The sequence below is a fragment of the Flavobacterium sp. FPG59 genome (genome assembly GCF_002150205.1).
Classification (GTDB): Bacteria; Bacteroidota; Bacteroidia; order Flavobacteriales; family Flavobacteriaceae; genus Flavobacterium.
The window spans coordinates 1-6605 of record NZ_MTCA01000170.1; the positions used below are offsets into that span (position 1 = coordinate 1).

The window sequence follows — 6605 nt, forward strand, 5'->3', positions numbered from 1 at the left end:
GTTTTAAACTTATTAAAAACGATAAACCATTTTATACTTACAATGGTAAAGTGCAATTTGAAGGTGATCCTTTAGATTCTACATTCCTTCTAAATTACTTCAAAAAATTAAAATTAATTGAACAATATTTCAATGTTAAATTTAAGAATATAGATAGTAATCAGATAAATGAAAATATCGTTGAGCAAGTAATGGCGTATATAGAAAAACGGGTCCTTAAAGTTAAATTTGAAGGATTAAATTTTATGAACGAAAATAAAGAGGAGAGAGACTACATATTAGAAACATGCAAAGAAAAAGGAGTTTTTTTAATATCAGAAAATATTAAATCGACTTATTGTTTACATGGCTTAGATTTTGAAACAGGTTACTTAAACCAAATTATTGAAGATGCTTATATTGTCAATACTGAAGATTTGATAAATAATATCACTAATAAAGTTGAGATCAAAAGTAGAACTGAATCTATGCAAATCGAATTTAGTGATGAACAAGACATGCTTATAAAACAATAGCTTGATTCAATTATGTTGACACGTTTGCCTTGTCATGTTAAAAGAAAAGAAAAAAGTTAACACGTTACACTAGTCATGTTAAACAAATCGATAAAATATAACTTATTTAAATAGCTATTGCTATCCATTTAAAACACAAAAAAACCAACCATTGCTAGAGATTAACTCCGTTGATCCCAAGAAGGGCGTCTCACAATAAAATTAATGCTCGGCATTTCATGCCTGATCCTTTTTTGTTTTATAGCTTAGACAAACTAAAAAGTTTGCCACGCTTTAAAACAAAAAATGCTCTCCTTGCGGAAAGCATTTTTTTTGCAGAGAGGAAGGGATTCGAACCATTGCCAAAAAACCCCGTGTTAATAATACTTTCTGAAATTTTAAACTTCGTGTGCCACGAATGTGCCACAAAATCATTTTAATACCCAAAAACACTCCTCAGTATCTTAAAGTGCTTTCTACAAGAAAACAACCTTTCTTTTAAAGAACAAAATTCAACTTAATATTCTTCAAATATAATAAAAGATTGTTAGTTTCTATCAAATTAAATTCCTTTTTTCGATCACTTTTTCCCTATTCCCTCATCTGGATTACTTGAATTGCAATGCTACGATTTACCTTTTAATTTAAGCAGATACTTGTGTCAAACGCACCCCTTCGGGAGATTAACCAATCCCAAAAAAAATACATACTATCAAATTCTCCTAAGAAGCGTTTTGGCTGTCTTAGTCTCAAAGAAATAATTGGAAACAGTTATAAAAAACAAAGGCACTCCCTCCTATTTAGTTGGGAAAGCCTTCATTTTTTTAAAAACGGTACAGCCAATTTGATAAATCACTCCTCTGTCGTGAATCACCAAAAAGGCTGGCGATTAAATTGATAGTATGTACTATCTTTTTTTGCGTCTGGCTTTCTTTTTCATTTGCTTGGCAAATAATTCTTCATCATAGTCATCTGCTTTTGCATTGGGTAATAACCCTCCAAATACTTCAATAAGGCTGTTTTCTTCGCGGCTATACGACATATTTTCCTTAACTAAAAAATCAAACAGATTGTGTGGTTGTTTGATCTCTTGATTTATAGTGGCATTGTTTTTTGAAGCAAGATCTCCCTGTACAGATTGCTCCATTTTATTTCCATTATTCCACCAGTCATTGAATACGTTGGCCGAAAGGTTTTTGCCTAATTGCGAACCGTTCCAGACCGATTTCGATGCATGGTCTACAAAGGTGATTCCATAAACTCTGCCGTCGGCATTTCGTCTTACAACGGTATTGATACTTCGTTCCAACAGCCGCTTTTTAAATTCTTTTTCATCCGATGCCGCCTGTAAGCTCTTCTCAATGGTAGCCTTGAGCAAAGCTTTGGATGTCTCATTTTTCAATAATTCTTTGGACTGGGTATAGTGTTGTTGAAGTTGGACATATCCTGCCTGTTTACCGAATAAAGAAGCCTTAAAGGGATTGCTTGCTTTTTCACCCCTGTCATTTAATGCAAAATATGCCAGTCCCTGTCTTGGGATTCCGTTATATTCGCCTTTAATCTCTTCGGCGGTAATATTGAAAAGGGAAAGCAGGGCATTGTAGGTGCCGAAACCCTCAAATTTATAATACTTTGGCAAATGACGGATTACCGAAGCCATCTGGCTCTTTATATCCCCAGTTTTACAATCAACAGGTTTGAATACTTGGCTTTGTGGATTCTGTTTTTTCTCAATAGCCGATATCAGACAATATTCTTTTTCCAGTTCACGACAGACATCCATCGAACGCCTTTTTTCAAATTTGTCGGATATTTTCCTGCCGTCTTCATCCACGCAGACCGATACGATATGAATATGGGTACGGTCTATATCAGTATGTTTGAACACCACAAAAGGCTGTTCTGCATAACCCATTTTCTGCATATACATTTGCGCCAGCTCTTCAAACTGTTCATCACTTACCTTATCCTTCGGATCAGGATTGAGAGATATATGTAATATTGGTTTTTCAGTCTTTCGATTGGCCAGCAGATACGGTTCAAAAGAACGCAACAGCTGGCTGACGGCATAACTTCCGTCAGGAGTTTCAATTATCTTATTCGTATACAAAACCTGCCCGTTTTCCTTTTCCACTTTGAGCTGATTATACGCCAATGCCCCATACAAATTGCTTCCTCTTCCGATTTTCGCTATCATTTTTTCAGGTATTTTGTCTCAAATTCCTTGGTTAGCTGAATCATTTTTTGACACAATACCGCCATTTCAGCGGTCTGTTTTTCCAGTTTGTAGAGATAGGCTGAAGCTTTCTTTTCGGAAAAATTACGGTACAGTACTTTCACCACTTGGTTGTAATTTGTCCCGACACCCCTGAACTGGCCAAATAAAGTGGTTAGGCGCATATAGTAATCCATGGTTGCCTTGTCAACCTTTACTATCGTGATACCTTTTTGGAAAATACATGCCGTAATAAAATGCGCCTTTACATCCATCTTAGAAGTTTCATAGAGGGAAAGGAAACGTGCATTTTCTTCAGCCGTAAGGCTTATGGAATAACGATGAACGGCAGGATCTTTCTTGGGATGCCTGCCCCCCTTGTACCGAATGGTTTTGCCGTTGCTTTCCATAATTATTATTACTGCTATTCTCTAAATAATTTTAAACCAAAAATATTTCATTACTAGTAATGACTTTCAGATATTGCAGGATGTGGAATCATTTGGCTTAACATTTCCACACGTCATTTTTGCTCTTAAGGACATCCGACGTCAAATAGAGCCATGACAGGACAGTATGCAAGAGTGCCCCGCTTTCGAGATTAATTTCATCAAAAACGTGAAATTATGCTCTATAAAAAAACAGTCAAATTTCCTGATTTCACTAACATAACATTGGCTAATCTAAACATCAATATTAGAAATGTTTTAAAAGCCGTTAAAATTGATAATAGTGAATTATTTAGCACACATAATCTCAGAGGTAGTTTTGTTAGTAACCTATCGTTATTAGGGCTGTCCGAAACAATAATAAGCTATGTTACTCATCCTTCGAAGAAAAATAATTCTTCAAGCGTACATATCTACGATCGAAGAAACATGTTAGATAAAGCAATTTTATTTACTGAAGAAGTTAACAGAATTAATAAACTTAAATCATCAAAGCTGTACTTTTTTAACCGAAATTAGCGGAGAAATCTTAAAATAATGCAATTAAATGTCCATAGATAAACATATAAATTTTAACCAATTATCCCCTGGTCAGTTTGAAGAATTATGTTTCGAACTTATAATTAAGCATGGCTTTACATCCATAACCTGGCGACAGGGCGGAGCCGATAATGGCAGGGATATAGAAGCAGATTTTTCTATTTCAAATGGCTTGCTTGGTACATTTAGCGAAAAATTCTTTTTTGAATGTAAGAGATATGAAAAAGGAGTCCCTCCTGCTGAACTTTACTCAAAAATAGCATGGGCTGATGCTGAAAAACCTCAACATCTTGTATTTTTTATATCCTCATATCTAACCAACAATGCTAGGGAATGGATAGAAAAAATTAAGAAAGACCGATTTTACAAAATTCATGTATTAGAAGGAAAATCATTAATTAAAATTCTTACTCAGCACGATGACTTGATTTCAAAATATTTTATAAAAGACAAGTTTATTAATCTTTTGGATGAAACTATTTCTAAGTGGACTTTGCATAACCTTACCCCAAATTTTTGGACATATTATTACCTTTTAGAAAATCTCGACAAGGAATCTCTGACTACTAATCAGTTAGTTTATCTATATGTGCTGTATTTCACCAACTATTCTAAATTAGAGGAACTTGAGAATGAAATTTATCATGGTATCATAATTTCAGATCACTTAAATGAGCTAAGCGAATTACTAAAGAAAAAACATTCATGCGATCACTCGGTTTTAATTGGTGAATTTGATTTTGATGTGCTAAGTGATGAAGGCTATTTAAAAGCGGATGAGGAAAGCAACCTAAAATTCAACTATGACTTTATCGCTACGGAGGCTTCAACAAAAAAACCAGATGGAAAAAGCTACAAATTATGTTATTATTTGTTTAGACGTTTATCATCAAATGAAAGCATTGAAATAATACTACATCATACTTCGTCATTAGATTTTAAAATCCGGTATTCCAACAGCTATACTTTTGAACAATTTAAGGAAGCTTTAAACTTAATCAACTTACGTAAACAATTTCAGGATGAAGTTATAAAACTTAGCACCAATATGAAATAGAATCATCCTTGTATAACTTATCTAAATTTCATCGTACTTTAATTAAAAACAGAAGACATTACTGTAATGTAAAGTTTTATATTTACTCAACAGATTTAAAAACAGATTCAATAAATGTTATACGATTACGACAAAGAAACTTTTGAGAAAATACGAAGCCTACCACACGGTTTTTATTTGAATTATGACAAGAAAAAAAATCTAGTCCTAACAATTAAAGTACTTGCAGGTGTGCTTGCGTCTATTGTAAAAGGCTGCCCTATCACTTTATATTTAATTAAAGATGAAAAACTGACTACGTTGTACATAATGGACCATCCAACAATGCCATTATATTTTAAAGGTATTAATTTTAGTGAGGAAGATAAAGATTTTAAAAACTTCGAGGCAGTTGTAATAGATCTGATCAAAGCTGAAAGTTTCACATTAGTCGTGATGAACGAGACACATTACCAGATTGTAAATTCAAAAATCAGCAAAAAAAATTCATTCAACCTTTTCGTAAAATGGCTGGCAGACGGTGAGCAGGTATTTGAAATAATATTGTCAAATAGCAGCTTCAGCACTGATAACATGCCTATGTACATTGATTCGTTTGAAAATAAAATATGGGATAACAAACTTATTGACAACAAACCATATTATAAGTTTGACGAGTACACGAAAGATGGAAAACATGGATATCATCAAGAGTTTTCTTTTAGAAATATCCTTTCACTTTATTATGAGCCTAATGTAGAATTATTTCATTCTATCAAAAAATTAAATGGAGAAGAATTTACAGATTTCGTTTTAATGTATGAAAGAGCAATAGTTCTGATCGAATCTAAGTATACTATAAGCTCAAAACAAACTATGTTTAATAAAGCTATTAGTAAAGCAGTTAGGCAACTTGAAAAAGCAGAAACAACAGTATTGGAGCAACCAGATTCCATCGCGGACCCTAAAGTGCGTCACGCGTTGTTAAATTTTGAAGTCCTTTTAAAAATGTGTGTTTTTTACGATGACGGGAGAGATTTATCGAAAGCTTTTAAAAACATTTCTCAAAGTTATCCCGCACAAAACTTACCTCTTTTTATCTCTATAGATACTTTCTATCAATTTGCATCCTATATCCAAATAAAGAATGAGAACTACAAATATTACATACTTAAAAATCTTCTTAAAATTAAAGCTGAATACTCAAAAAAAAACGAAATCATTATAATTAATGGCTTTAATATAAATACTGGCGTTATAGAACTTGTTAGATAGTACTAATTACATGTTGTTGCTAACAAAGCTTTATCTATCTCCCAAAGTCCGCCTTTTGTATGGCATAACACATCTAAATAATCTTTTATATTTTCTTCAAGAACCACAAAGCAAAGTAAATGCGTCGGTCTTGAAAATCCTACGTACATCATCTTTAAAGTTTCTTTAGCCCTAGCATCCTTATCAACGCGATATGCATGATATTGATTAAGGAATGGATTTGGTAACACTTCTTCCGATTTTGTTTTTGTACGTGCTTTAGAAACAACTTTCAACTTCTTTGTTTCATATTCAAAATAAGAGGTTTCAATATACATAGTAGCACAGTGCGTCTGCCCTTTTACTGCATGAATTGACTGCAAATCTATCTCTATTTCATCTTTAACAAGAACGGAAGCAGATGGAATTTCATCTGTTTTAAAGTCCAATGATTCGATAAACTCCTTTGATCTATTAATTGAGTAAGTAAAAAAATCTTCTTCATCTGACCATCTTAAACCAATGAAATCCTTACTATTTATAAATGTTTTTATATCGTCAAAAACCTCCTCATTTTTTCCATTAACAGCAGCATTAAAACACCAATAAAATAATTT

At 33.1% G+C, this 6605-nt stretch carries 6 protein-coding genes; 3 read left to right on the forward strand and 3 right to left on the reverse strand.

Features of this window, described 5'->3' with window-relative positions:
• A partial coding sequence (locus FPG59_RS16640; protein WP_176330743.1) for a hypothetical protein occupies positions 1-515 on the forward strand: 515 nt, incomplete at its 5' end.
• An 886-nt stretch (positions 516-1401) separates the two neighbouring features.
• Here the strand turns inward: FPG59_RS16640 and mobB are convergent.
• On the reverse strand, positions 1402-2691 hold the full coding sequence (gene mobB, locus FPG59_RS12500; protein WP_086454926.1) for a conjugal transfer protein MobB: 1290 nt from the start codon (positions 2689-2691) through the stop codon (positions 1402-1404).
• Positions 2688-3119, reverse strand: a complete 432-nt coding sequence (gene mobA / locus FPG59_RS12505) for a conjugal transfer protein MobA (RefSeq protein ID WP_086454927.1) — start codon at positions 3117-3119, stop codon at positions 2688-2690. Before mobA ends, mobB begins: the two co-directional genes overlap by 4 nt.
• Positions 3120-3705: 586 nt before the next feature.
• Between mobA and FPG59_RS12515 the strand changes: the two genes are divergently transcribed.
• A complete protein-coding gene (locus FPG59_RS12515) occupies positions 3706-4755 on the forward strand; it encodes a restriction endonuclease (protein WP_086454929.1) in 1050 nt (349 codons plus the stop codon).
• A gap of 114 nt (positions 4756-4869) precedes the next feature.
• Positions 4870-6009: a hypothetical protein gene (locus tag FPG59_RS12520; RefSeq protein ID WP_086454930.1), complete on the forward strand. Its 1140-nt coding sequence runs from the start codon at positions 4870-4872 to the stop codon at positions 6007-6009.
• A 2-nt stretch (positions 6010-6011) separates the two neighbouring features.
• Here the strand turns inward: FPG59_RS12520 and FPG59_RS16645 are convergent.
• Positions 6012-6605, reverse strand: a 594-nt coding sequence (locus FPG59_RS16645; protein ID WP_217875898.1) for a hypothetical protein, incomplete at its 5' end; no start/stop codon positions are given.